28 protein-coding genes are annotated in these 24,104 nt (G+C 36.8%); 2 read left to right on the top strand and 26 right to left on the bottom strand.

Annotated features, from left to right (window positions below; all coding sequences use genetic code 11):
- The first annotated feature begins 229 nt into the window (after positions 1 to 229).
- Complete coding sequence (locus MP478_RS21895) at positions 230 to 2,020, top strand: endonuclease (RefSeq protein WP_257201662.1); 1,791 nt, start codon at positions 230 to 232, stop codon at positions 2,018 to 2,020.
- Between the two features lie 259 nt (positions 2,021 to 2,279).
- Here the strand turns inward: MP478_RS21895 and MP478_RS21890 are convergent, their stop codons facing one another.
- The 18 genes from MP478_RS21890 to namA all read right to left on the bottom strand — a co-directional run bounded on the left by MP478_RS21890 (position 2,280) and on the right by namA (position 18,907).
- Entirely contained in the window at positions 2,280 to 2,687 is a 408-nt protein-coding gene (locus MP478_RS21890; protein WP_257201661.1) for a hypothetical protein, read from the bottom strand.
- Positions 2,668 to 3,228: a LemA family protein gene (locus MP478_RS21885; protein WP_257201660.1), complete on the bottom strand. Its 561-nt coding sequence runs from the start codon at positions 3,226 to 3,228 to the stop codon at positions 2,668 to 2,670. Before MP478_RS21885 ends, MP478_RS21890 begins: the two co-directional genes overlap by 20 nt.
- Positions 3,228 to 4,010, bottom strand: a complete 783-nt coding sequence (locus MP478_RS21880) for a hypothetical protein (protein WP_257191697.1) — start codon at positions 4,008 to 4,010, stop codon at positions 3,228 to 3,230. Before MP478_RS21880 ends, MP478_RS21885 begins: the two co-directional genes overlap by 1 nt.
- Before the next feature lie 79 nt (positions 4,011 to 4,089).
- The gene (locus MP478_RS21875; RefSeq protein WP_257201659.1) at positions 4,090 to 4,860 is read right to left on the bottom strand and encodes a hypothetical protein; all 771 of its coding nucleotides are present in this window, start codon (positions 4,858 to 4,860) and stop codon (positions 4,090 to 4,092) included.
- Positions 4,861 to 4,923: 63 nt separating this feature from the next.
- The gene (locus MP478_RS21870) at positions 4,924 to 5,643 is read right to left on the bottom strand and encodes a hypothetical protein (RefSeq protein WP_230037121.1); all 720 of its coding nucleotides are present in this window, start codon (positions 5,641 to 5,643) and stop codon (positions 4,924 to 4,926) included.
- Between the two features lies 1 nt (position 5,644).
- Positions 5,645 to 6,250 carry a hypothetical protein gene (locus MP478_RS21865; protein WP_257191700.1) on the bottom strand — a complete coding sequence of 202 codons (606 nt, stop codon included), beginning with the start codon at positions 6,248 to 6,250 and terminating at the stop codon, positions 5,645 to 5,647.
- Position 6,251: 1 nt separating this feature from the next.
- The gene (locus MP478_RS21860; protein ID WP_257201658.1) at positions 6,252 to 9,044 is read right to left on the bottom strand and encodes an OmpA family protein; all 2,793 of its coding nucleotides are present in this window, start codon (positions 9,042 to 9,044) and stop codon (positions 6,252 to 6,254) included.
- Positions 9,029 to 9,541, bottom strand: a complete 513-nt coding sequence (locus MP478_RS21855; RefSeq protein ID WP_230037127.1) for a DUF4280 domain-containing protein — start codon at positions 9,539 to 9,541, stop codon at positions 9,029 to 9,031. Before MP478_RS21855 ends, MP478_RS21860 begins: the two co-directional genes overlap by 16 nt.
- 2 nt (positions 9,542 to 9,543) lie before the next feature.
- Entirely contained in the window at positions 9,544 to 10,575 is a 1,032-nt protein-coding gene (locus tag MP478_RS21850) for a hypothetical protein (RefSeq protein ID WP_257201657.1), read from the bottom strand.
- A 13-nt stretch (positions 10,576 to 10,588) separates the two neighbouring features.
- Positions 10,589 to 11,632 (bottom strand): LysM domain-containing protein, encoded by a 1,044-nt coding sequence (locus MP478_RS21845; protein ID WP_257201656.1) that lies wholly within the window; start codon positions 11,630 to 11,632, stop codon positions 10,589 to 10,591.
- A 154-nt stretch (positions 11,633 to 11,786) separates the two neighbouring features.
- Positions 11,787 to 12,746: a DUF2931 family protein gene (locus MP478_RS21840; protein WP_257201655.1), complete on the bottom strand. Its 960-nt coding sequence runs from the start codon at positions 12,744 to 12,746 to the stop codon at positions 11,787 to 11,789.
- Between the two features lie 83 nt (positions 12,747 to 12,829).
- Entirely contained in the window at positions 12,830 to 13,111 is a 282-nt protein-coding gene (locus MP478_RS21835; protein ID WP_257191705.1) for a hypothetical protein, read from the bottom strand.
- Complete coding sequence (locus tag MP478_RS21830; protein WP_257201654.1) at positions 13,108 to 14,571, bottom strand: DUF2235 domain-containing protein; 1,464 nt, start codon at positions 14,569 to 14,571, stop codon at positions 13,108 to 13,110. The genes MP478_RS21835 and MP478_RS21830 overlap by 4 nt, the downstream gene beginning before the upstream one ends.
- 102 nt (positions 14,572 to 14,673) lie before the next feature.
- Positions 14,674 to 14,844, bottom strand: a complete 171-nt coding sequence (locus MP478_RS21825; RefSeq protein ID WP_230037138.1) for a hypothetical protein — start codon at positions 14,842 to 14,844, stop codon at positions 14,674 to 14,676.
- A gap of 1 nt (position 14,845) precedes the next feature.
- A complete protein-coding gene (locus MP478_RS21820; protein WP_230037140.1) occupies positions 14,846 to 16,774 on the bottom strand; it encodes a type VI secretion system Vgr family protein in 1,929 nt (642 codons plus the stop codon).
- 139 nt (positions 16,775 to 16,913) lie between these two features.
- Complete coding sequence (gene tssD / locus MP478_RS21815; RefSeq protein WP_047492225.1) at positions 16,914 to 17,318, bottom strand: type VI secretion system tube protein TssD; 405 nt, start codon at positions 17,316 to 17,318, stop codon at positions 16,914 to 16,916.
- Between the two features lie 231 nt (positions 17,319 to 17,549).
- Positions 17,550 to 17,834 (bottom strand): DUF2752 domain-containing protein, encoded by a 285-nt coding sequence (locus tag MP478_RS21810; RefSeq protein ID WP_257201653.1) that lies wholly within the window; start codon positions 17,832 to 17,834, stop codon positions 17,550 to 17,552.
- Positions 17,835 to 17,854: 20 nt separating this feature from the next.
- Positions 17,855 to 18,907 (bottom strand): NADPH dehydrogenase NamA, encoded by a 1,053-nt coding sequence (namA, locus tag MP478_RS21805; protein WP_257201652.1) that lies wholly within the window; start codon positions 18,905 to 18,907, stop codon positions 17,855 to 17,857.
- A 100-nt stretch (positions 18,908 to 19,007) separates the two neighbouring features.
- Between namA and MP478_RS21800 the strand changes: the two genes are divergently transcribed.
- Positions 19,008 to 19,490, top strand: coding sequence for a cytidine deaminase (locus tag MP478_RS21800; protein ID WP_257201651.1), 483 nt, complete (start codon positions 19,008 to 19,010; stop codon positions 19,488 to 19,490).
- A 150-nt stretch (positions 19,491 to 19,640) separates the two neighbouring features.
- Here the strand turns inward: MP478_RS21800 and MP478_RS21795 are convergent, their stop codons facing one another.
- From MP478_RS21795 to MP478_RS21760, 8 genes are all read right to left on the bottom strand, one after another.
- Positions 19,641 to 19,958: a barstar family protein gene (locus MP478_RS21795; protein WP_257201650.1), complete on the bottom strand. Its 318-nt coding sequence runs from the start codon at positions 19,956 to 19,958 to the stop codon at positions 19,641 to 19,643.
- Positions 19,955 to 20,506: a Zn-dependent protease gene (locus MP478_RS21790; protein WP_257201649.1), complete on the bottom strand. Its 552-nt coding sequence runs from the start codon at positions 20,504 to 20,506 to the stop codon at positions 19,955 to 19,957. Before MP478_RS21790 ends, MP478_RS21795 begins: the two co-directional genes overlap by 4 nt.
- 136 nt (positions 20,507 to 20,642) lie before the next feature.
- Positions 20,643 to 20,951 (bottom strand): GIY-YIG nuclease family protein, encoded by a 309-nt coding sequence (locus MP478_RS21785; RefSeq protein ID WP_257201648.1) that lies wholly within the window; start codon positions 20,949 to 20,951, stop codon positions 20,643 to 20,645.
- A gap of 55 nt (positions 20,952 to 21,006) precedes the next feature.
- Complete coding sequence (locus MP478_RS21780; protein WP_257191714.1) at positions 21,007 to 21,522, bottom strand: ribonuclease domain-containing protein; 516 nt, start codon at positions 21,520 to 21,522, stop codon at positions 21,007 to 21,009.
- A gap of 29 nt (positions 21,523 to 21,551) precedes the next feature.
- Positions 21,552 to 22,346, bottom strand: coding sequence for an NAD(+) synthase (gene nadE, locus MP478_RS21775; protein WP_257191716.1), 795 nt, complete (start codon positions 22,344 to 22,346; stop codon positions 21,552 to 21,554).
- A 12-nt stretch (positions 22,347 to 22,358) separates the two neighbouring features.
- Positions 22,359 to 22,889: a GNAT family N-acetyltransferase gene (locus MP478_RS21770; protein ID WP_230037158.1), complete on the bottom strand. Its 531-nt coding sequence runs from the start codon at positions 22,887 to 22,889 to the stop codon at positions 22,359 to 22,361.
- A gap of 7 nt (positions 22,890 to 22,896) precedes the next feature.
- On the bottom strand, positions 22,897 to 23,418 hold the full coding sequence (locus MP478_RS21765; RefSeq protein ID WP_257201647.1) for a GNAT family N-acetyltransferase: 522 nt from the start codon (positions 23,416 to 23,418) through the stop codon (positions 22,897 to 22,899).
- 9 nt (positions 23,419 to 23,427) lie between these two features.
- Positions 23,428 to 24,066, bottom strand: coding sequence for a leucine-rich repeat domain-containing protein (locus tag MP478_RS21760; protein WP_257201646.1), 639 nt, complete (start codon positions 24,064 to 24,066; stop codon positions 23,428 to 23,430).
- Positions 24,067 to 24,104 lie beyond the last annotated feature (38 nt).

Below are 24,104 nucleotides of genomic sequence, written 5' to 3'. Positions count from 1 at the left end.
TGTGCCGGCATTTTTTATGGTGATATGATATAAGGATATACTTCTATTACTTATCGTGTTTTTACATACAGATTAGCTGAAAATTTCATGGACATCTTTCTCCTATTTTTAGTGAACAATGATGACGCGTTACTTATTATGCAAAGCACAATATTGACTATTGAAAATTAATAATTATGTAATTTTTTATTCATAAAAATGTAGTATTCTTGCTTGAAATAATATTAGTATGAAAAAAATCATTTTATTTTCTGTTTTTGCAGGACTTGTAAATGCTCAGGCTCCTGCAGGATATTACAATTCTGCCAACGGACTGAGCGGTGCTGCTTTGAAAACGGCATTAAGCACCATTATTACCAACGGTCATCAGGATAAAGGCTACAGCGGATTGTGGACCGGTTATAAAACCACTGATATTGATAAGAATTATGAAAATGACGGGTCTATCCTTGATATTTATTCAGAAAAACCTGTAGGAGCTGATCCTTATAACTATACACCGGGTACCAATCAGTGTGGTACTTATTCTACGGAAGGAAATTGCTATAACAGAGAACATATTGTTCCTCAGAGTTTATTTAACCAGTCTTCGCCTATGGTTTCTGATATTCATTTCATCAGAGCCACTGACGGAAAGGTAAATGGCATGAGAAGCAATTATCCTTTCGGACAGGTGGGAAGCGCTACTTTTACATCTAAAAACGGATCAAAGCTTGGAAATTCTGCTTCTTCGGGATATTCAGGAACTGTTTTCGAACCGATTGATGAGTTTAAAGGTGATGTAGCCCGTATGATCTTTTATTTCGTAACCCGTTATCAAAGTAAACTTTCTTCTTTTTCTTCTGGGAATATGCTGGGAAGTTCTGCTTTTCCGGGCTTACAGACATGGGAACTTAACGTACTTCTAGCCTGGAACAACCAGGATCCTGTTTCTCAGGCTGAAATCAATAGAAATAATGCATCCTATACTTTTCAGGGGAATAGAAACCCATTTATTGATAATCCCAGCTATGTAAATCTTATCTGGGGATCTCAGCAGCCAAGCAATGATACCCAGGCTCCCACAACGGCTACAGGTTTAGCTGTTAACGGAAAAACAGCTAACAGTATTTCTCTTGGATGGAATGCTTCTACTGATAACGTAGGGGTTTCTTCTTATGCTGTTTATATGAACGGAAGCCTGAATACTACAGTAAATTCTACTACAGCTACGATTTCAGGTCTCAACCCTTCCACTACCTATACTTTCTATGTGGTAGCTAAGGATGCCGCTGGAAATTCTTCTGCAAACAGTTCTACCGTTTCAGGAACTACCAACGCCGGATCTACAAATCCATCTACAGGGTGTGTAAACGAAACTTTTGAAACCATCCCTGCCACCAGTGCCTCTTATACTACAAGAACATGGAGCAACAGCGGAATTTCCTGGACCGCTACTGATGCCAGAACAGACCAAACGATCAACAATAAAGCTATTACCATAAGAAGCGGTTCTTTAACATCAGGCAGCTCAGGCAATGGTATTGGCTCTTTAACGGTAACTACGCAGCTGAAGTTTTCCGGAAGTAATGGAAATCTTGATGTAAAAGTAAACGGGACTACTGTAGGAACTGTTCCTTATAGCGCAACGGCAACCACTACGACGATTAATAATATCGATGTTTCCGGTAATGTAACGGTAAGTCTGGTTAACGGTTCTGCAAGTAACAGAATTGCTATTGACGATCTTCAATGGACATGCTATTCTGGAGGAACTGCCAGACAAGCTCAAGCTGCTGCTTTAGAAACAAAAGCTCAAAATTTTAAAATTTCTCCAAACCCGGTCACTAATCAGGAAATCTTTGTAAGCGGAGATGTACAGCATATCAAAAAAGCTGAGATTTATAATGTACAGGGGAAAGTGATGCAAACGGTTAATCAGCCTTTTAAAAATGGAAATTCTATTAAGACCCAAAATCTTGGTCAGGGAATTTATATTTTAAAACTGGATAATACGACGATGCAGTTTTTGGTAAAATAATCTTGAATTGATAATAAATAAGTAAGGCTGGTTTCTATTTTCAGAGACCAGCCTTTTATTTTATACCTTACGCATTTGCCAATACAAGGAGTAATTTGTTCTTTAATGCCGAATTATTATAACGCAAAGGTTTATTTTTAGGTGCTTAAACTTAAGAAAACTAAGAGAAACCAGCAAGCTGATCTGGCAGAGCATTCGTGAAAGGCACTCTTAACTCTTAACTCTTAACTCTTAACTCTTAACTCTTAACTCTTAACTCTTAACTCTTAACTCTTAACTCATTCCCTTCCCTTCCATCCTTCTCTTTAATAATCTTTGACCAATCCGTAAACATTTTGGTAATGGTATTGGCATTGATCATACTGAAAAAGAACATCCCTATCAATACAGTGAGCCAGCAATACGCTAATTTCACCCCGTTTCTATCCGTGATAAAGAAGAGTATAAATATGGTAAGCGCTCCTATTACAAAGGTAAACATCAGCGTATACAGCAATACATGAATACTATACATGTTGAATTTCAGCTTTCTGAATATCCAGCCTATTACAGCAACAGGGATAAATAAAAGCAAAGGTAAAAACAGGGCTCCAAATATCGCGACTTCAGGATATTCTGCCATATGTCTTTCGAGTCCGAAAAAGGTATTAAAACTGAATTCCGTCATATTGTTTTTCGGCGTTTGTTACTTCCAGTAAAGTCTTGTCTTTATAGCCCAGCATTTTTGCCAGTATTACATTGGGAAATTCATGAATTCCTATATTGTAGAGGTTAATGCTGTCGTTAAAAAATTCTCTTCTGTCTGCTATTTTGTTTTCAAGTTCAGAAATTCTTTTCTGCAGTTCCAGGAAGTTGTTGTTGGAAGCAAGCTCCGGGTAGTTTTCAGAAACGGCAAAGAATGAAGATAAAGCCTTTGAAGTCTCATTGGCCAGTTCGGTTTTTTTATCAGCATCTGTTGTACTGTTATAAAAGGTTCTCAATTCTGTAAGACGTGCAAGCAGCTTTTCTTCATAGCTCATAAAATGTTTGGCTACGTTCACCAGGTTAGGAATTTCATCTGCCCTTTGTTTCAAAACCACATCAATATTTCCGTAGGCTTTTTCTACATTGAATTTAAGCATCACCAGCTTATTATACAAATTGATGAAGAAGCTTATAACGGCAACGCCCAGCAGGATCAGTAATATAATTGCAACAGTTTGGTTCATTATTGTGTAAATATAAATATGATTATTAAAAGGATAACAGAGCAGGTAAACAGGAATGACCTCAACAATGGCTGATATTTATTCCATACGGTAATTCCTGATGCAGAGGTAATTCCCAGCACTTTATAACGATCGTCTTTTCTGATGAATGGCAGTCCGTTTTTAACATCAGCATAGCCCACCAGCAGCATTTTTTGACCGTCTTTCAGAAGGGTTTCTTTGTACCTTTTGCTATTGTTGCTGCTCACATTTGTTTCTCCGAGAAGGATCAGCTCTATTCCTTCGGGTTCTACTTCAATGATTCCTGTTTCATCTTTTATCTGGAAAGGATTACACTGGGTTTCTCTATGTATTGTTCTGTAAGATTCTTTACCGTCAGAATCTTTATCAATATCTTCAATGGTATAATAATACCCGATACAGGCTTCATTACCCACCGGAGAAAGCAGCGGATTCTTCATCACCAATGTTCCTTCCACTTCCACAAGTCCTTTAGCTAAGGATTTTATTTTTGAGGTTGGAAGTGATGCCTGCAACCGTAAAAAACGTTTAGCAGAAGTAGGCTTCATTAAGGTAATAAAAATGAAAACAAAAAATACTAATGGAAAAATAAACAGTGCCTTTTCTGCATACGCATCATAATTACTGGATATTTCATACAGATATTTATGCAGTGGCATTTTCTCTTTAAAGATAGTCCACAGAATAAAATAGAGAAAACAAAATCCTATTATTCCCAGAACAATGTATCCCGTGTATGACGTTTTCTTGTCGTTCTTCATAGATGATATGGATATTGAAAGGCCGGCAATATTCATCAGGAATAGGGTCGGCCTTCAAAAGTACATTTTATTTGCAAGATTATATGATCTCAAATTCGTTTTTTCCCTGCGGTATATAGAAGGTAATATCAAGCATCAGTTCTTCCTGTGTTTTAGGATCTATTAAATATAATGCCGCATCGCCATTGGGCCTTTTTAAAACGGCGGCTCTACTGTCTGCATACAGCATCATAACAGCATCATCAGGTATTGGCTGAACTTTCATACCTCCCATGAACTCATTAAGTAATTCTTTGAATCTTCCTTCAGATTCCCGGGGAGATAGATACATCGACTGGGCCATGTTCCCTTCTCTTCTCAGAATGAGCTTCTTATACTCATCATATTTGGCATTCTCAATCAGCCTGATGATTTTATGATAGGCCACATCCAGTTTTTCCCGGCAGTCTTTAACATCTTTAAGGTTCATTCCGTCCTGCCAGGCAGTAAGCTTATAAGGAACGTCGGCATCAAAGGAGCTTTCATACCTGATCACAGGTATTTTTTTATCTTCTACAGGCTTTGACTGATAGTCACCAAACTGTTTATCAAATACAAAATTATTGGTGACATCAAAAAGCTTGATATTGAATTTCAGTTCAGCCTGTTTATCAATTTCGGTTTGCCCCGCCACCGGTAAAATGGAAGCTGTGATCGTCTGTTTTCCTTTTTCCAGTATGGCATAGTTGACAGGAATCATAGTAGATACCTGATTGGTAGCATTCATATGGATAACAGGATAATCATTGATCCTGATCTCAAACATACATGCTGATGCACTGAAGTCAATTACATAATAAGGCTGCTGCATGGGAAATATATACTATTTTTTACTGGTTTTATTGTATTGAAATTACGATATCCTCTGTTCATATCAATTGAGAGAAATTTTATCGAGATCCTGATATCCTGATCCTTTCAGCAGATCTTTCCATTCTTTATTTTTAAACACAAATAAGTTACATCTGTATTCATCAGGTTTATTATCTATTTTGGTTTCACAGTAATAATAGATCATTCCTTTATTTTTCCATATGGCCACTTCCTGTCTGAGTTTATTTTGAGTCTGTATGATCTCATTGTCTTTGACTTCTGATTCAAAACTTTCATGTACTGTAGTAAAAACAGGTTTCTGAAGGGTTTTGTTTAAGTTTTCAAAAAGGGCTTTTTTTTCAGGTTCGGTATAAATATCCAGCTGATACATTCCCAGCTCGTCATCCTTTTCATTAGCGAGAGGTCCAATTTCCTGGTCTACTTTTCCAAAGTGTAAAAGGACTTTATTGGTATTTTTATTATTTTTTCCATCTAAACTGATCCCGTTAAAATGTAATAATGCTTCAGAAGAAAAAGCTAATCTCTCATTTCCAATCAGCGTCACCTCATCGGTTTGTACGGTATCTTTAGCGGTCATCCCACCTGATTTTAAAATATCATTGATATTTTGTCCCATCGTAAGAGCAGCAAGATTGAAAGGTCCCGTTTGAGTATCATTCCGGGCTTCAATTTGAGCTTCACTGCTTTTCTTGTCCTGTTGGTTACATGATGTAAATCCCATACAGATTATTGGTATTAATGCGTATTTTAAATTTTTCATATTATTGTTCATGTCTGGTTATAAAGCTCTGCAATACAGTCTCTCTGTCTTTCATATTTCCGTAATGTGATCCTTTTTTTATAAAATACAGGTTGGTTTCAAGACCTTTTATTTCTTTCTGATCAACATTAATTTTCTTTTTCACCTGCTCCATCATAATATCAAAACCATCTTTAGTGCCCTGCCAGTAATATCCTGAATATGGCCATCTGTCGGTAGCTTCAATAATTATTTTAGGCTCACCATACTTTTTCTTTAATGCAGCTGACAACGCCTCACTTTCTTTAAAGTTTTTGGTCATTATATAGTATCCTGCCAGTATATTATGTTCCTGATTTTCCACTAAAAATCCAATCTCACTTTTTATGTACTTTCTTTCTTTAGGGTAATCCTGCAAAAAACTGATATCTCCATACTGATATTGGTCTACTTTGTAAGTATTGTAATAGGGGAAGCCAGTAGTCTGTTCAAGGTCAACTTGCTTTGTGGTGTTTTTTATCACTATTTCATTGGCCGCTCCCAATTCTAAAGCTGTCAGATCTGTTTTTGACTGTGAGCTGCAAAAATTAAACAGCATAAGCACTCCTGTTACTATTATTTTTTTCATATTATCCCTGCTGAATGAACGGTATCGTTGGAGAGAATCCGGTATATTTCTCCAGCTTTTCTATAATATCGAATTCCGGAAGGATTTCGTATGTTTTATCAAAATCTGCAAGGTCCATTTTTCTGTCTCCTTTTAAAATTCCTTTTTTAATATATAAGCCAACACTTGCCTTCACAACTACAGTAGCGACCAGGCCATCAAATTTCAGATCCGGTTTGTAGTACAGCGTTTTCTGAGTGCTGCTCTTCTGATCGTAAATAAGATTATGCCCAAAAGTAGCAGTTGCTTTACCGGTTGCTTTTATTTTCCCTTCGGCATAAGCTTCCGCCACAATGATTACAAATTTTGCTTTTACTTCAATACCGGCATCCAATTCAATACCAATCTGGGTTTCCAGTTTTCCATTTCCACTACTTTCATCTGAATTGGTATTAAAATGGATCTTTGATTCTCCGGAAATATTTCCAAATACCTTCAAATCAATATACATATTCAAAGATATCGGATGGTCTTCATCAGCCAGCCAGGCTCTCACCTCATCAAGGATCACTTTAGCGGCAACGTTGGCTGTTCCGCCACTTACCACTCCTACTCCGGCCTGAATCAGCATATCAAGGAGGTCTATAGTTATTTCTATCCCCACAATTGGAGAAGCTTTGAAATAAAACTCCAGATCTGTTCCAATAGTGGAAAGGGATTTTTTATTTTTCTTGCCTCTTTCCAGCATCCATTCTGCTCCCAGGCAGAAATTGGGTGGCTTCATTTCTATTGTTAATGGCATTTTACTGGTAAAACTTTTTTTTCTGATTTTACCTTTGGTTTGGTCTGTCACTCCTTTTGAAAATTCTTTCAGGGAGCTAAAGACTTTATACATCCATTTTATTTTATCTTCAAATTTTAAGGTGGCATCAGCATGACCGTTATATTTATCAGCGGCTGTTCTGTCCCAGTTGGCTTCCATTGTCACCCCAAAATCTACTTCGGTCTGTTTCCATCTTTTTTCTGCTCCTATTTTTCCGGCTTTTTCCTGCATTTCCTTATGTCTTGCAGCAGAAAGGTTTTGCCATTTAACGCTTAGATCATTACTCAGATTCAGGAAAAAATGGAAATCCCATTTGATATCGGGATAGGCTTTTATTAAAACCGTAGTTCGCTTTTTATTGCTATAAAATCTGCAGCTGTGGGCATACATCTGTATTTTATTCGGAGTGGTTGCTTCCGGCCAGATATACTGCAGCGGAAGGGCATTTGCTCTGGATAAATCTGAATATACCGGATAATCGAATGTGGGCGGGGCAAATTTTTTCTCTTTATCTCCTGCATCAATAGCCTGGCCTACATCCAGTAATCTGATCTCTTTGGTATGAAGGTCATTATTCCTGAAACAGGCTTTTGTATCAAATGCTGATACATCTATCGTTATATTCCTTTTGGTGGACGAAGAAGGGGCAATGGTATGATAAATAATGGTATTCGCATCGTGCGGATAATAATCAAAATAGATATCTACTCTTCGGTTATTTTTATATTCTTTTTCGTCCTTATATTTGACGTTGTCCTTACCGTTCTTATCATCTGTAGCATGTACTTCTCCTTTTCCCAGGGATTTTATTCTTTTGCTGTCCAGTCCTCCGTCAGTAAAAAATTTCTTTACAATATCTGATCTTTTCTGAGAAAGGCTTTGGTTGTACTGCATCTTACCAATCACACAGGCATATCCATCTACGGTTATTGTAGAATGTTGATGCTCCAGTAAGAAACGAAGAATATTATTCAGTTTCTTTTCTCCGTCACCTTCAATGACTGCAGAATTGAATTCATAAAAAATGGTGGCATGTATGGTTTCCCTTTCTGCGATATTTTTAACACCAACTCCTTTATTAAAAAGTGTGATTGGCTTTTTAACTTCTTTGTCTTTTTCAAAAACGATGTCACTGATCTGTATCGTCTCAAATTTGCAGGGTTCATATCTTGCCAGGTTTTTATCCGGCGCATAGATCTTGGTAGGAACAACATTCTGAGGCGGTTGGGGAGCTGCAGCTACCAGCTCGTTTTTCATCCTTAAAAACCTTGCGTGGATGTCATCATTATTATCGTCTACAATATATTTTCCGGTCTTTGGATCTTTAACCTTTACGTACAGCTCTTCCACATCTTTTATATCCTTGATGACTCCTTTCCATTGTGATGTATTCTGAACTTTAACATTAATCTCCCCATCGTTGACTTCCACATCCGCCCATCTTCTCATCATAGGATCATCTTTTGCCCCTCTTCCTGTTCTGATTCTTCTGTAGATCTCAACGATAAGGTCTTTTCTTCCATTCAGTCCTTCTGTTCCCAGGTAAAGATGAATAATATGCCCATAGCTGAAGTAAAAGGTCTGTCTGACATCCTTTCCTCCTTCTGTAGTACTCCATCTGGAGTCTACAATCCTTGGGGGGCAATGTCCAAAGATATATTTCCCTACTTTATTTACTTTATCAGGTTTTCCGCCCAGGCTTGCTTCTATATAATAAGAAAGAATCCCACATTCTTTTTTGGTGAATGTATAGCTGTATACATAGCCAGCGGGTCTTCTAAGCTGATTAATCACTTTTTGGCGTGCACTGTCTTGCCGGATCCAGATTACTTCCTTTTTTTTGTCTGCTTCAGGGGTACCGGGAAACCATTCTGAAACCTGAAACCAGATAGGTTTTCCGGGCTCAACTCCAATAAAGTCGCCCTGGGTGGCTACCACTTTTGTATTGTCTTCAGCTGTAGCTATATTTATTTTCTTTATTCCTTTTGCCATCCTGTATTCTTTGAATTATCACCTGATGTGTCATAAACAGGTTCTTTTTTATACATTTCTTCAGCATTCACCAAAGGATTGATCTGCTGTTGTACGTCTTTATCAGCATTTTTAAAATTCTGCTGGCCGGCTTCAGCTCTCTGCCCATGGTCTATGATCTCAATACATGGGGTTCCTGCCACAGCACAGACCGCTTTACTGTCTTCCAGAATAATAAACCCACCGTTACTAAGCTGTACTTTATCATAAAACTTCTGCCATTCGGTCACCATTATTTTGCATGGCGGCGGCGGGCCTCCGTTTTTTGTGCAGTTCCCGAATGTATTTTTTTCAAAAGTGGCGCCTCCTATTTCCTTCGTGGTAGCGATCAGTTTTTTGGAAGCACTTTTATCATTCGCATATTCTTTTTGGTGTGTAAGCACTTTCAGTTTATCCGGGGCTTGTCCAAACTGACATTTGCACATCGCACCCTGTACTACAATATGTTTTTCGGCCATGGTTAGAATTCTTTGTTTGAGATAACAAGTCTGGTTAAATATTCATTTCCAAATTCAAGACGAACAAAACTGGTGTTGATCTTAAAAGTAACTACTGTAAGTGCTTTTGATGAGTTTTCATCGGTATCCACTGTTGTCTGGTAAAGCTGGGCATTATATCTTGCAAATTTTGTTTTACATTCAGAAGGTGAACTGTCATTGAATACCAGGCCATATGGTAATCCTGAAACTTTTTGATTGCCATAATACTGCAGGGCATAATATTCTAATCCTGTTGTCATCTGGGCATAGATCATATTAAAATCATCAAAATCCCAACTGGAATATTTTCCGTTTTTACAATCCCCACATTCAAGGTCGCTGGGCTGTATCTGTAAAAGCTTAGTAAAGTTTCCGGATGTTGTTGGCAGAGCAATAAACTGTTTTTTACTGAATACGCTCTGTAATTTTTTTGATGTTACTTTCTCTATTGCATTTCTGGCTTCAAAATCAGCAACCTGAGCTGTGGCCATGGCTTCTGTGGCTGCAATATCAGCTGCTTCTAAAGCTTCAGAAACCTTTGGTTCATTATAGTTTAAAAGAAATTCTTTGATTTCCTGCTCTACTTTTCCCGTAGATTGGGTCTGTTTTACATCAATATCTTTTTTTGACCAACGATCCGGAGTAACCGTTTCAAGAAAAACACTTACTTTCGTGCTTTTCCCGGACACTTTTTTCATGGTTACATTCCATACTGCCTGCTGAATAAACTGCTTCGGTTTTGCTCCGTTTTTTAATGCCGGTTTCAGATAAGGATTTTTATAGTCTGTATCGTATTTTAAATTATAAAGTTCAACAGTTGTGGAGAAATCATCATCAGACGCCGCTGCTGCTTTGGCTTCATCTTTTGTAAAGCCATTACTGAAATAAAATATAGAATTCTGTAATGTTTCAATACTTTTAGGTACGGTAAATTCTACTTTCTGCCCGAAATACAGGCCATAATATGCTATAAAAAGCAGCGTAAGAAGTTTATGATTTAATTTTATTTTCATATTATTTTGTTTTTTACTGTTCCGGCAGAGCGGCTACTACTACTGATATTTTTTTCTTTTCTTTGAGCATGATGCTGCATTCCAAATACATGGATTCCGGAAGCTGGAGTTTCCCATCCAGATAATATTTCATCCTGAAATCTCCCTGATTATTGATTACCGGGTCATCTCCAATAATTAAAGAGAAAGGGGATTCGTTGATAAAATCATGTACATCTCTTTCTTCATGTAATTTCCCTTCTCCCTCAATATTCACAAGGTCATAGTCATCTTTCAGGGGGTCAATTTCCAGCTTTATTTTATACCGGGGCTCTATCGGGTTGTTTACAACAGGAAAACTCTCTGTTCCCTCAATCTGATAATTCTGCCCAAAACTCTGATAGACTCCGAAAAATAGTGTCCTGATGAAATAATCATTTTTAAGATACAGACTGAGTGCATCCGGCTCATCCAGTATCTCTTCAATCTTTCTGCAATATTCGTCTACTACTTCTCCTTCAAATTCTTTATAGACTTCATTTTTAACATCCGGCCACCGCTCATTGAAAACGGAAAGGTTTTCAACAGCATTGAATTTACCATACTGATCTACACTTACCTGTAGAGGGTATAAAACTTTTGATGTTTTATAAGCCAGTGTATCGGCTATTTCATTTACTTCTTCTTCGTTCAGAAAAAGATTGGAGGTTCGGTCTATTTCAAAAAAATGCAGGTTATTTTCACTTTTAAGCCAGCGTACTGACGTTTCATATTTCAGTTCATTTTTATGATCTCCTGTTTCCATATTGATGATCACCCCATATTTAAAAAATGAACTACCCGGCTGAAGGGTCAGGCTGTTTCCTCTCCCCAGCTTTACCAGCTTATTTTTATCTGCTACTGCCGTTCTTGGAATGAAAAGCTCTTTCTGCCCGGTCAATTCTATAAGGATCATATCTTTTACCTGACAAAGATTATTATGAAATAGCTTTAAAGCATCCACATCCAGGCTATAAAAGGCAGCAATGCTTTTTAAGGTTTCCCCTTTTTGAACGATATGTTTATTAAATTTCTGCATACAATCATCTTCGTACTTTATTTCTCTACAGGCATTCCTTTCTGAGAGGGTATTACCAGCAAAGTTATGCCCATAATTTCAATATTTGCTTTTCAACTCCTACCATTACATGCTTCTTCATATTATGCGGATTATCATGTAACCCGGTTTTATACTATTTCGATTTATATTTTTTAAGTTCCCACATATTGTCATAATCAATTTTCTGTATAGGAAACTCGTTATTTCCCTGTTTTAAGATCAGCCTTCTATTGGTCAGATCTTCATTCATACGAAGGACAATTTCTATAGGTTTGTTTTCATCTGCTTTTTTAAATAATGAAAATATCTCTTCTTCATCGAAGTATCTTACTTCAAAAACTGTTTGCTTACCATTTTTGTCTTCAAATAAATAAGATAACAGACGCGGAACCGCTCTTTCCTTAAAAGGATTTTTATCAATGGTCTCATTAAACAATGTTTCCTCCTCTCCGTTATACATTTCCAGTGTCACATTTTTGAAGCTATGATTAGGAATTTCTATGCTGGTTTTCCAGTTGTATTTTTTACGGTAGGTATCCCAAATCCCAAACTGAATTCCATTCTTCTTCATGTTTTCATAGGCTTCTGGAACAGATTTACTCATATCAAAATATTCTTCCTGCGTTATGGTAGGATTTCCGGGAACATAATCTTTCATAGATACAGAAGTTTCTTTTGCCTGATATCTTCCTATTTCTACCTGTTGGTCATTACCATACATCCAGACTACTACCACTCCTCCCGGGGCCAGACCTACGACAACAGAGGAATACCCTTCTTTTTCATTAGTTCTCCAATTAACGGTTCCTTCTTTAAAAAGTTCTTTTATTTTATCTACAGGCAAATCCCAGCTTCCGGTATAAAATTTATTTTCTAAAAATGATGCCCAGGTTACCTCAAGCTTAACGGGAACAGCTTTTAAATCACTTCCCTGAGTATGCATAGAGCCGCTATAGCCCCAACCTGTATGAGAACTACCTGAACAGGGAATATATACACTGCTGCCATCTTCAAGAAAAAGATGACCTTTATAAATATTCATAGGATATAGAAGAGGTGAACTTTCCGTGGGAAGCCATTTGTATTTTTCCATTTTATTTTGGCATGAGATTAAGGTACTGATGAAAAGTAAACAATAAATTATATTCGTTTTAAAATGCATTTCTTTTTGAGATTTTAATTAAAATATCTTCGGTGAGGTAATATAAAATAAAGCATTGTGAAAAATACGATCAAACATATATTCGCAATAAGTTTATTTTTATCTTTTTTATATTTCCAATAAAATATTTCTACAAAAACATAACCAAACAAAGCAAAAAACAAATACAAAGGAAGTTCATCTAAATCATAGGTTTGTCCCTTGAAACCGCTTTCTGCAAACATAAAATAAAACCCTAAATAAGGAATCAGCAATATAATAAGTCTGAGGAGTATATGTTTTACAGGTATTTTCATGAGTTAAAAGCCATTTCTCTAAATCTTTTTATTTGTAATGTTTTTTTGTCAAAGGTGAAATGAGGATTATACCCAATATCTCCAAATTTTGAGTTCCAGTGTAAGTATCTGTTTCTTAAATATATTAGTAAATTGTGATCCTGTACAATTCGATTAAATTTCTCTGCAGTTATTTTTTTAGCTGCTAGTTGTTTTCGTAGTGCTTCAATTTCCGTATTCGTATAATAAGTCATCTCAGGAGCCGAACCGCTGACATACTCATCGAGCCTCTTTTTAACCTTAGTTAAATCCAGCGGATAATATTTATCTTCTGTCCCGTTAGGAATACGATATGACTTATTTAAGTTGGTTATATCAATCGTATTAGAATAGTTTTCATTAACCTGTTCACTCATTATATGCAGAGGAATAAAACTATACCTGTTACTTATTTTTTCTCTATTAATATATGTTTCATGCCATGAATTGGGAGCTACCACTTCACTGCGTTTAAACCAACCCTGCTCAATAAGATTATTTAAATCAATATTTAAGGCCCTATCATAGTCTGCATCACTCAGGCCATCTCCCACAGTATTATCAAAATCCATGATCTGTTTACTTTCAGGCATATTATGAGTGTAGCATCCACCAACATCAGAGTGAACACCCGGTAGAAAAAAATCTTTACCTCCCGGCGCTAGCCTTACTCTTGTCAGCATAAAATTTTCTCTATGCTCATCTGAAGCACATAAATGAATAATTTTCTTTGCTTTTAATGTGTTTAAATTCAACTCCTCCACATCATTGTTAAAATCGGGATGTACTGTAATTTCACTCGCTTTAGGATCATAGGATGATACGGTATCATATACCCCAAGAAATCTAATTTGAAGGGATCCATATTCTACTTTATTGTTATCTAAAATAAATCCTAACAAACCATTTCTAGGTTTGGTTTGCGTCACTTCATATACGAAATTCCTTGCCGCTGCGGCACCTCTGCTAAAACCAAAAACATCCAGTATAATGGTATTTATTTCAAACCTGCCTTTAAGCTCATTAATTTTCTCTGCCACTCTTTGACAACCTTTTTGAACCTTCGCTATTACCCCTGTGCTTCCTGCACCGTAAGCCACCCCTTTATGATTTGTCTTTTTATCTACATCTCCCTGTAAATCTTCTGTTGCAATCCCTTCGATATATACTTTACCTATATACTTACTTTTATCTTCATTATACCAGTATTCTTTTCTGGCTACGTTAGATAAATCATTAGTATAGCTATCATCAGATTTATTTGAATGCTTTTTGTAAGCTGCTTTCTCTTCAGCAGTAGGTTTATATCCCGGTTCATTTCCTGCAGCTTGTGAATTTCTCCTGTTATTCTGTGTACCGTCGAAAAAAACACCGATTCTAATGTCTATCTGTCCTTTTGGTGGCGCTGGCGGTGTATAATTTCCAAATTGATTATTATGCATAGTTTTTCTCTAAAAATTGATTGACAGAAATAGTTTGATTGTCTTTATTAACTTTAACTGTAAACTTATTTATAAGAAGCCACATCAGGCAGAAATGTAAATTTATTTATTCCCATGAGACATGATTTTCTTATTACTTGCTAACACAAGGTTTTCTCTTTGTGCTTCAACGTTAATTTTCTTTGCTATTTTTTCAACTTTTTTCCCCGCGTTCAGATGATAGGAATCTTTGACCGTTATTTTTATATTGGTTGCTGTCTTTATAATGGCCATATCAGAACAATTTTGATTTTTCAGCACTGTTGAATTCCACAATTTTTCCGCTCTGCATGGTCATATTTTCAAGTTCGCTGAACATAGAAATTTCACCTGCTATTTCATTAGAAGTTTCAGACTGTCTCCTAAACTCTTTTTCTACCATTTCTGTCCTTGTATCTGAAGATTCTGTGATATCACCTGATGCTGTAAGTTTCATATCTTTTCCGGCGGTAGAAATAATATCTTCATTGGCGGTACTGGTAATACTTGCCCCCGCACTCACAGAAATTTCCTTTCCTGCACTGATATTGATATTCTCACCGGCATTTAAAGTGAAATTTTTCGGAGCTTTCATGCTGATATTTCCTTTACCATCCATAAAATAGCTATTGCCACTTGGATCAAGGATCGTTACACTTCCTTCCTGATCGTTCATTAAAATTCTGATCCCACTTCGGGTTTGTATCGATTTCAAATGATTATTAACACCGCCACCCAGCGCCACCCCTCCATGAAACATTCCTCCCATTACGAAAGGTCTGTCCGGATGACTGTGAACAAAATTAACCATCACCTGGTCTCCTACTTCAGGAATTGCTACATAGCCTCTGTTTTGAGAAATCTGATCCGTTCCTCCGGCGTCAGGACTCATCATTCGGATAAAGTGGGTGGTATCATTAGTCTGCCAGTCGAATCTCACCTGTATCCTTCCTTGCCCTTCAGGATCTGTATTGGAAATTACCGTTGCGGTCTGTGGCTCTGCTTTTGGAACCGTGTATTCCGGTTTGGGAAGAAATCCCGTATCTGAAGCTATTCCTACAAAGCTTCCCTGATAATGACCTATAGTATCAATTTCATGTTCTGCTTCTGTAATCATAATTCTTGTGAAATAAGATGTTTCATTAGAATCTGGTTTACGCATCTGCATATCTACCACACATCCCGGATGCAGAAAGGGAACGGTTGTATTTCCTGAGACAGAAAAAACGTTTACCGCTTCACTTCCTGAAGCACTTTTCTGTGAATATTCCACATCAAGATGTGTAGATGCTTTTACGGGTGCTATTTGCAATGCCGGTGTTTTATAGATAGAATCGTTATGACTGTATGCTGTTTTGGCCAGATCTCCCACATGTTTAATAGGCGTAGATCCCGAAGTCAGTTTTTCATTTTTATTACTGTTGTAGCCGTAGAATTGCGGTCTGGTATGAACAGCTTTGAGGTCAACCTTTATATCGTTGGCACTGCTTCCGTAAGTCAATACAATAGGTTTGTTTTGTGGAGGCAGTTTTCCGAAATGAAGCACTTCCCCATCATAATAAAACTGCTCTCCATAGGCTTCTGCCATCCTCGCCAGATAATTGTAGTGGGTTTCGTCATATTGACTGCTGTAGATAATTTGTGAAAAATTATTGGCATCCACCCTGATATCAAAACGGCCTTTATCAATTCCCTGTTTAATCACTTCATCAGCAATAATTCCCATATTGACAGGCTGAGTTCCTCCAAAGCTCTGAATATGAGGTGCCCCATCAAGCAGAATGGTTGGGCTGCAACCCGTAAGCACAACATTTCCCAGGCTCATTTTCTCCTGGCTGAATCCCACTCCTGTAATAACTCCTACAAAAGTTCTTTCCGGGCTGTTGTCTATATCTTTATAAGAGAGTACTGCCGTAAGACGTTTTCCCAAAAACTTATTGGCTTCTTCCAGTGAATGGGTTTGCCGGTCTCCCAGCGCATCGTGTGCCAGGGTAAGCGTAAATTCATGGTGGCGTCTTGTGCTTTGCTTAAGCTTAAAGTGTTTATAGTATTTGATTATCTTTCCTTCTATAACCAAAGAAAGCTTTACCAGGCGGTTAATTCCAGTATGGTGATTTTCAGATACACCGTCTGCATTTTGTGTCGGACGAAAAGATCCTGCACCTCTTCCAGATGTGATTGACATATTTTGTAGTGATTTGTTAAGGTTTTTAATTTTTTTATAAAATGGATTCCAGTAAATAATCATCCCTGAAATCAGGTTACAATGGGTAAAAAAAGACCGTCTTAAGAGGACAGCCTTTTTATATTTCAGTACTGAAGACTTAGCTCATAGGCCAAAGTCCGTCATAAGATGAATTTCCATACGTAATACTCTCTGCACTTACTACAAAGCTGATCAGCATATTGTTGCTGTCTAAAGCATCAAAATCTACTTCGTGCTGGATCACATATCCGTTCTCCCATTTTAAAGAGATCAATGTTCCCTCTTCATGAGATTTATTGAAATTTATTTCCCCGTTTGTAGGTTTGTATTTACTGTTGAGTAAGCTTTCCAAAACATCAGATTTTTCTGTTGCTTCAATCGTTACTTTAATAAGGGCGTTTGTCGGATCAGATGCTACACGTCCTGAAACATCCGTAGCTCTTGATACGCTGTAATTAAGCTTTAGTAGCTTTTGACCTTCACCTCCATTGAATTTTAAGATTCCTCTTGAATTTCCTGCCATTTCTTAAATTTTATCCTTAATGATTGTTCCCGTATAATAGGATTTACATAACAAAGATAGAGTTCATGTTCTAATCTAAAAAGTTTTTAAGCAACAGTTTCATAAATTGTAGTAGTTCTACGACTTTTTACAGGCAATAAAACGAACAAAAGGAATGCTTCATATTGGCTTTTAGTCTTCTGTAGACTACTATGGAATGAATAACAACTCATTGCAGGACATTAAACGGTTTCAAAAAACACTATGCTTATAAATATATGCAGCAATCATAATTAAAAGATTTGTTACCACCATAATTCCTAAGGCAACGCCATATCTTCTTTTCTTGTCGATGAAACTCCAACCCAGTGTAAAAAAAAACAATAATAAAGTATATACTGCAGGGTACATATGAAAAGCCTCTGAAAACTTCCCTTCAAATACCAGTACAATAGCTCTCTGAGCGCCACACCCAAGGCATTCTACTCCCAGAAATTTTTTACTGGGACAGGTCAGCATAAAATCTTCAATATCCATTTCTGCAGTATTACAAGTACTTATGATGATATTTTCGCCCTGGTATACTGATGAGGAAAAAAGCAGTCTTCTTTCATCTCAAATGATCCCTGAACCGCAATGTATGGATTCCTAAGGATTTCCCGTGCTACAAATATAAGATCAGCATCTCCATTCTGAAGGATTTCTTCAGCCTGTTTAACTTCAGTAATCAACCCTACAGCACCAGTTTTAACAGCAGCCTCATTTCTTATCTGTGAAGAAAACGGAACCTGATAGCCATCAAAAACAGAAATTTTAGCTCCATGAATATTTCCTCCGCTTGATACGTCTACCAGATCAACGGAATGCTCTTTCAAAACTTTAGCTAAAGCAACACTGCTTTTAATATCCCAGCCATTTTCAGCATATTCTGTTCCTGAAATCCTTACAAAAAGCGCCGTTTCTTCATTCAGTTCTTCATTTACAGCTTCTACAATTTCCATCAGAAACCGGATTCTATTTTCAAAACTTCCGCCATATTCATCGGTTCTTATATTGGAAAGCGGCGAAAGAAACTGATGAATAAGATATCCGTGCGCTCCATGAAGTTCTATAATATCAAAACCTGCTTTTACAGCTCTTCTTGCAGCTTCTTTAAAGTTTAACACCAGTTCTTTCACCTCATCAGTAGACAATACATGCGGAATTCTTTCTGACGGATGATACGGAATAGGACTCGGGGCAATCGTTTCCCAGCCTTCTTCAACAGAGATCTGGTGATTGTTCCATGTAGAACCTTTCCTACCGGCATGCGCCAGCTGGATTCCTATCTTAGACTCCGAGTGAGTATGCACAAATTCTACTATTTTCTGCAGTTTGTCCGCCTGCTCATCATTCCAGATTCCCATACAATGATTGGTAATCCTTCCCCGGGGTTCTACTCCTGTTGCTTCTACCATAATTAGTCCTGTTCCTCCCTGTGCCCTGCTTCCATAATGTACAAAATGAAAATTATTGGCCATTCCGTTTTCACATGAATACATACACATAGGTGACATTACCCATCGGTTTTTTAATTCTACATTTCTGAATTGTATTGGTGTATATAACATTTTATCATTTTTAAAAAATTCAACTTAACTCCAGAAGAATAAATATTGCCCACTTCATTAAAAAGAAGTAATTTTACCCCCCTTTTTTAGTCTACAATATATGAAAAAAGACATACAGATCAGTTACGAATATTTTAAAAATAGCAGTGAACTGAATGATATAGAAAATACATTATTAGCAAGAGCCAAAGCGGCTCGTGAAAACGCTTATGCACCTTATTCCCAATTTTTGGTAGGGTGTTCCGTATTATTGGAAAATGGAGAGATCTATTCCGGCAATAATCAGGAGAATGCTGCATTTCCATCAGGGCTTTGTGCCGAAAGAACTACTCTTTTTTGGGTAGCTGCTAATTTTCCGGATGTGAAAATAAAAAAGATCTTTGTAGTAGGAGGTCCTAAAGAATTTCATGAGAATAATCCGCCGATTCCTCCTTGCGGGGCATGCCGTCAGAGCTTAATAGAATATGAAACAAAGCAAAGTGAAGACATTGATCTCTATTTTTCAAGCATGAATGATGAGGTGGTAAAAGTATACGCTGTAAAAGATCTGCTTCCTTTTTATTTTGATTCAACATTCTTATAGGATGTAAATGCACAAATAAACTTATAAAGCCTGTGGAGTTTTCTGCAGGTTTTTATTTTTCAATCCATCTCACAAATCTGTTGAATAAAACCACAGATCTGAAAAAAAGAGGTTGTCTCTATTTTTTGAAACAACCTCTTTTATTTTCGTTTATTTTTCTTCGTCAGATTCTACATCCTCTTCGTCTTCGTCTTCGTATTGCTCCAGGTAATAACTGAAACTAAAGTCTTCAACTTCTTCTTCAGCATCTTCCAAACTGGTAAGCAGATCTTCAAAAATCTCAAGCTGATCTACTGTCATATTTACGAATTCAATGTGGAGCGGCATTTCCAGGTCTCCTGTAATGGTATCATAAAGCGCATCAAGATTATCCCCAAAATGTTCAGGAAGCTGAATCTTTTCCTTTAATTGGGCATAAAAATCTTCATAATCGCCTATGTCTGTAAAATCTATATATACTGTCTTCATATTGAACTGAATTTCCAATTTTTTTTAATTAAAAAACTTTTACATTTCTTGCAGAATCCGGTTTCCTCATTGGTGGGATTTTTACCCTCTGCACTTCTCATAAAACACATTTTTTCCGGGCAATGTGGAAGCCCCTGCGTATGGCCAAGCTCATGAATGGCTATTTTAAAAAACTGCTCATCAGAATTTTCTTTACTTAATCTAAATTTTGACGCTACACAGGCTTTTCCGGGGGTATATCCCAATCCCATAATCCCAAAGTCTCTGATTTCCCCTCTGGTAGCACTAATATCTTTCGAGGTTAGTCCTATTGTCACAAAACCGTCTTTTGTCCTTTTACTCAGGAATTTAATAATTGAATCAGCCCTGTACCGGTTTCTCTCTTTATAATAAGAATTTTCCGGAAAATCTATAGCATCAAGTACTTTGACATTCGGATAAACTTCCCTAATTCCTTCTGCCACGGTTTCCAAACTTTCAGGTTTAACATCTTTAAATGGCTGTATAAGGATGGTAATCGCGGGTTTCTGCTCTTGATTTATCTTCATCTTCTGTTTTTCCGAACATGAGATAATCAGGAGCAAAGCCAATAGCAGATAAAAGAGATTATTATTTTTCAAAATTACAATAATTTAAAATAAACTACACTTCTGTCATTGCGAGGAGCAAAGCGACAAAGCAATCTCAAAAAACATCCATAATATTTTGAATGTCATCTGTTAAATCCTTCCACTCAGGATTTATAGAGTTGATAAGATCCAATTTCTTCTGTCTTGAACCTGCTTTTATTTGTTTTTCCCGAAAAATAGCATCTCCAATTTCCTGAAAAGCTTCCCAATAAACGAGTATATACAAATTATATCTTGATGTAAAACTTTGGGAATAATATGCTTCTTTATGTTGCTGAACTCGTTTTGGCAAGTTTGAAGTAACTCCTGTATAAAGAGTTGTATGATTTTTATTGGTCATAATATAAATAAAACCTGCTTTCATCTTTTCATCATATTTTAGAGATTGCTTCGTCACTTTCGTTCCTCGCAATGACTATTTACTGTTTGTCAAAACTCTTATAATGATTCTTAGTAAGATAGACCTCACCATTTTCCGTGTATATGATTCTGTCTGCATTTCTACCTCCGCACTGATAATTGACATCGGCTTCAAAGTATTTTTCGCCACCCGGCAGCCTTCCTTCCCGGTTTCCGAATTTATCTCCTCCAATAGCTTTTCCGGGAAGCACTTCACAAAGATTTCCTTTTGAAGGATTCCATCCCAGTTTTCGGGCCTCATTTTTTGTAAGATAGTAATCAGGCAGCCTATGGTTTTGTTTAACATAGGTAATAACGGTTTTTTCTTCTGTCAGCTGATCAATTGAAACCTGGGCTGGTGAAGTTCCGTTATTGTAGCCGTCTTGAGCAGATGTACTTCCGTAGCTTACCGTTTCTTTTTTTGTACCTGACTGATCTTTTTTATCTGCAATAAAATTATTGTAAATATACATGACAGACATTCCAAAAAGAAGTCCCAGGCATATAAAAAACACTGATCTTATTTTACTGTTCATGGCAATACTTTATTAATGATGCAATAATTTTATTCGCTTCTCCACTCTTCCGGAATATCACAAATTGGAATAGGGTCCATTTTATGTTTGGCGGCTTTATGCATTCTGTCGAAGATTAAAAAAACTTCTTTATCTCTTCCTTCGTAATCTTCTGCCGTTTTGGTGCCATATTCTTTTTGAATTTTCTCCAGTTCCGGATATGTAGCTCCAATCTGCTGTTCATCTGTGCGGTCTACATCCCAAAGTCCATCCGTAGGAATGGCTTCCTGAATACTTTTAATAAGGTTTAATCCTTTCGCAAGAGCATAAACTTCTGTTTTATAAAGGTCTGCAATGGGAGAAATATCTACTCCACCATCTCCGTATTTTGTATAAAATCCGATTCCGAAATCTTCAACTTTATTTCCTGTGCCGCATACTAAAAGCCCATTGAGCTGCCCATAATAATAAAGGGTAAGCATTCTTAAACGGGATCTTGTATTGGCAAAAGCTAATTTTTCATTAGGATATAAATCATCCTTTACATCAAAAGTTTTATAAAGCTCTTCAAATGCAGGCGTAAGATCCACAGACATCACTTCTACATTCGGGAATCTTGATTTCAAATCATTCATATGTTCCCTTGCTCTATCTACCTGATCCGCTTTTTGGCGGATGGGCATTTCGATCAATAAAGTTTTCAGGCCGGTCATTGCCGCCAAGGTAGAAACCACTCCGGAATCCACACCTCCGGAAACGCCTAATACATAACCGTTTACTTTAGCCTTTGTTGCATAATCTTTTAACCAGCTTACAATATGATCTATCACTTTTTGTGTCTGCATTGCTTATATTTTTTAATCTATTCCAAATTCTTTAGGGTATTTCACCATCCCTTTTTTATTTTTTAATCCGTTCTCTGTCAATTCAATAGCCATTCCGTTTTCTTCCGGAATTTCAAACGGAAAAGTGATCCCAAATTTACTGGTTTTTTCGTAACCAAACTTTGGATAATAATTTTCATGTCCGATAAGTATAATTGAAGAATATCCTAGTGCTCTGGCTATCGAATGTCCCTGAAGAATAAGCTTGCCGCCCACTCCTTTATTCTGAAACTCGGGCTTTACTGAAACAGGAGCTAATGCCAGCGATTCATAAGATTCTGAGCCATTATCTATTTTAATTTTTGTAAAAAGAATATGGCCGGTAATCTCACCATGTTCATTTTCTGCTACCAATGACAGTTCAGGGATAAAAGCATCAGATTTTCTTAATTTCTCAACAAGAAAATGTTCCTGATGATCACTATGCTCCATATTCCTGAAAGCTTCTTCTATAAGCTGAAATACTTTTTTATGGTCTTTTTCTTCCTCCTTGCGTATGGTCATACTATTATTAAATATATTGTTCACGTTTCAGTTTATACCAAAAACAGATCGCCCCAGAATCTTCAAATTCTCCGGTCCGTTCAAATCCCAGTTTTCCTAAAATATAATTGGATCCTGTATTTCCGGAATCTGCATAAGCATAAATAAAATCTGCATTCAATTCATTAAAACCATAACGAAGAACAGCTCTTGCTGTTTCTATAGCATAACCTTTCCCCCAGAATTCAGGAATGAAACGATATCCAAGATCCAGCGTATTGACATGGTTATTGATAGGTTCCGTTAATAATTTCAGCCCGCTCCAGCCTATCATCAGTTCACTTTCTTTTTCAATAACGGCAAGTCTTCCCACTCCATTTTTTTCATACTGCTTCTGAATCATTTTTATCATATCTTTTGACTCCTGAATATGTGTTACAGGCTTTTCAAGATATTTCATCACCTCCGGATCAGAATGCAAAATAAACATCCGTTCACAATCAGTATCCTCAAGTTTTCTTAAAATCAGTCGGTCGGTCTCTATTCTCATATCATCAGTTTATTCTTCGGTTCCAAAAATAGTAATATTGGTTTTCATTCCCTTCTTTATATCTGCTTCTTTCATCTTATTTCCGCCAACGTTCACCGTCTGCAGATCAACATTTTCCGAAATATCCAGTTTTTGGAGTTTATTATGTTCAAGATTTAACTTTCTTAATTTTTTAAATGGGGTCAAATCGATCGTTTTTAATTGATTTAAAGATAATGTTAATTGATCAATTTTTGGAGTGCCTTTTAATGAAATCGTTTCCAAAAGATTATTGTCCAGATACAGCGAGGTCATACTTTTCAGATTTTCTGCTGTGAAAGAAGTAATCTTACATCCTGTGCATGAGAACAGTTCCAGCTTGTCCATATTGCTTATGGCTATATTGGAAATAACATTATCATCCAGAACAATCATTTTTACATGTTCAAAAAAACGTAAATCCTCCGCTGATGTAATTCCTTTCTGAACTAAAAATAAGTTTGTGATCAAGCCTGTTTCAGTTTTCTCCAGTATTCCGTTCTTATTCAGGTCAAAATTTTCAAGAACTGCTTTTTCAAAGTTTTTATCTTTAAACTCAAGCTTTTGGCCGTGGAAAAAAGAAAATCCCCAAATAAAGCATAGTGCTGTAAATATTTTAATTTTCATCATTAATTGTCTTTTTAATCCTTATTTTTGTACACTTAATT

It is taken from the genome of Chryseobacterium sp. WG14, assembly GCF_024586945.1.
In the GTDB taxonomy this organism is placed as follows: Bacteria; Bacteroidota; Bacteroidia; order Flavobacteriales; family Weeksellaceae; genus Chryseobacterium.
This window is presented reverse-complemented; position numbering and strand designations above follow the sequence as displayed.

Coding starts and splice junctions, on each gene's coding strand:
- MP478_RS21850 (WP_257201657.1), bottom strand. CDS start 10,575: ATGAAAATAAAATTAAATCATAAACTTCTTACGCTGCTTTTTATAGCA.
- MP478_RS21840 (WP_257201655.1), bottom strand. CDS start 12,746: ATGGAAAAATACAAATGGCTTCCCACGGAAAGTTCACCTCTTCTATAT.
- MP478_RS21785 (WP_257201648.1), bottom strand. CDS start 20,951: ATGAAAGCAGGTTTTATTTATATTATGACCAATAAAAATCATACAACT.
- MP478_RS21790 (WP_257201649.1), bottom strand. CDS start 20,506: ATGAAGATAAATCAAGAGCAGAAACCCGCGATTACCATCCTTATACAG.
- MP478_RS21890 (WP_257201661.1), bottom strand. CDS start 2,687: ATGACGGAATTCAGTTTTAATACCTTTTTCGGACTCGAAAGACATATG.
- MP478_RS21870 (WP_230037121.1), bottom strand. CDS start 5,643: ATGAAAAATTTAAAATACGCATTAATACCAATAATCTGTATGGGATTT.
- MP478_RS21800 (WP_257201651.1), top strand. CDS start 19,008: ATGAAAAAAGACATACAGATCAGTTACGAATATTTTAAAAATAGCAGT.
- MP478_RS21860 (WP_257201658.1), bottom strand. CDS start 9,044: ATGGCAAAAGGAATAAAGAAAATAAATATAGCTACAGCTGAAGACAAT.
- MP478_RS21880 (WP_257191697.1), bottom strand. CDS start 4,010: ATGAAGAACGACAAGAAAACGTCATACACGGGATACATTGTTCTGGGA.
- MP478_RS21825 (WP_230037138.1), bottom strand. CDS start 14,844: ATGGCCATTATAAAGACAGCAACCAATATAAAAATAACGGTCAAAGAT.
- MP478_RS21835 (WP_257191705.1), bottom strand. CDS start 13,111: ATGAAAATACCTGTAAAACATATACTCCTCAGACTTATTATATTGCTG.
- MP478_RS21820 (WP_230037140.1), bottom strand. CDS start 16,774: ATGTCAATCACATCTGGAAGAGGTGCAGGATCTTTTCGTCCGACACAA.
- MP478_RS21795 (WP_257201650.1), bottom strand. CDS start 19,958: ATGAAGACAGTATATATAGATTTTACAGACATAGGCGATTATGAAGAT.
- MP478_RS21895 (WP_257201662.1), top strand. CDS start 230: ATGAAAAAAATCATTTTATTTTCTGTTTTTGCAGGACTTGTAAATGCT.
- MP478_RS21810 (WP_257201653.1), bottom strand. CDS start 17,834: ATGGATATTGAAGATTTTATGCTGACCTGTCCCAGTAAAAAATTTCTG.
- MP478_RS21830 (WP_257201654.1), bottom strand. CDS start 14,571: ATGCATAATAATCAATTTGGAAATTATACACCGCCAGCGCCACCAAAA.
- MP478_RS21765 (WP_257201647.1), bottom strand. CDS start 23,418: ATGAGAATAGAGACCGACCGACTGATTTTAAGAAAACTTGAGGATACT.
- MP478_RS21885 (WP_257201660.1), bottom strand. CDS start 3,228: ATGAACCAAACTGTTGCAATTATATTACTGATCCTGCTGGGCGTTGCC.
- MP478_RS21770 (WP_230037158.1), bottom strand. CDS start 22,889: ATGACCATACGCAAGGAGGAAGAAAAAGACCATAAAAAAGTATTTCAG.
- tssD (WP_047492225.1), bottom strand. CDS start 17,318: ATGGCAGGAAATTCAAGAGGAATCTTAAAATTCAATGGAGGTGAAGGT.
- MP478_RS21780 (WP_257191714.1), bottom strand. CDS start 21,522: ATGAACAGTAAAATAAGATCAGTGTTTTTTATATGCCTGGGACTTCTT.
- MP478_RS21875 (WP_257201659.1), bottom strand. CDS start 4,860: ATGCAGCAGCCTTATTATGTAATTGACTTCAGTGCATCAGCATGTATG.
- MP478_RS21865 (WP_257191700.1), bottom strand. CDS start 6,250: ATGAAAAAAATAATAGTAACAGGAGTGCTTATGCTGTTTAATTTTTGC.
- namA (WP_257201652.1), bottom strand. CDS start 18,907: ATGTTATATACACCAATACAATTCAGAAATGTAGAATTAAAAAACCGA.
- MP478_RS21855 (WP_230037127.1), bottom strand. CDS start 9,541: ATGGCCGAAAAACATATTGTAGTACAGGGTGCGATGTGCAAATGTCAG.
- MP478_RS21760 (WP_257201646.1), bottom strand. CDS start 24,066: ATGATGAAAATTAAAATATTTACAGCACTATGCTTTATTTGGGGATTT.
- nadE (WP_257191716.1), bottom strand. CDS start 22,346: ATGCAGACACAAAAAGTGATAGATCATATTGTAAGCTGGTTAAAAGAT.
- MP478_RS21845 (WP_257201656.1), bottom strand. CDS start 11,632: ATGCAGAAATTTAATAAACATATCGTTCAAAAAGGGGAAACCTTAAAA.